1 protein-coding gene is annotated in these 338 nt (G+C 33.4%); it reads right to left on the bottom strand.

From position 1 onward, the window contains the following. Positions 1-338: tetratricopeptide repeat protein (locus LBV24_RS15415; RefSeq protein ID WP_394371144.1), on the bottom strand; the 338-nt coding region annotated here is incomplete at both ends.

The raw sequence follows: 338 nt of genomic DNA, 5'->3' as shown, positions 1-338 counted from the left end.
GTTAGCATATTATAAATATCAACTTCATCAGGATTGTATCCTTTAAGTCTACTATCACCCACTTGGGCGGCGCTTAATTCTTTAAACCATTTATCAGCCTCTTCATAATTGCCAATACTCCTTAGAGATTGTATGTACTTATATAAATACTCTGGATCAATGTTTTTATGTTCTGTTAAGGCGTTACCATACCAGTATGCGGCTTTATCAGAAATTGAATTATTGTAATAAGCATCTCCTAATCTTGTAAGTACATGAGCACTCATGTCGCCTTTTTCTACTGCTTTCTCGTATAGTTCAATGGCTTTATAATAATTGAAATTCTCAAAAAACTTGTC

The sequence above is a fragment of the Winogradskyella vincentii genome (assembly GCF_020166345.1).
Classification (GTDB): domain Bacteria; phylum Bacteroidota; class Bacteroidia; order Flavobacteriales; family Flavobacteriaceae; genus Winogradskyella; species Winogradskyella vincentii.
This window is presented reverse-complemented; position numbering and strand designations above follow the sequence as displayed.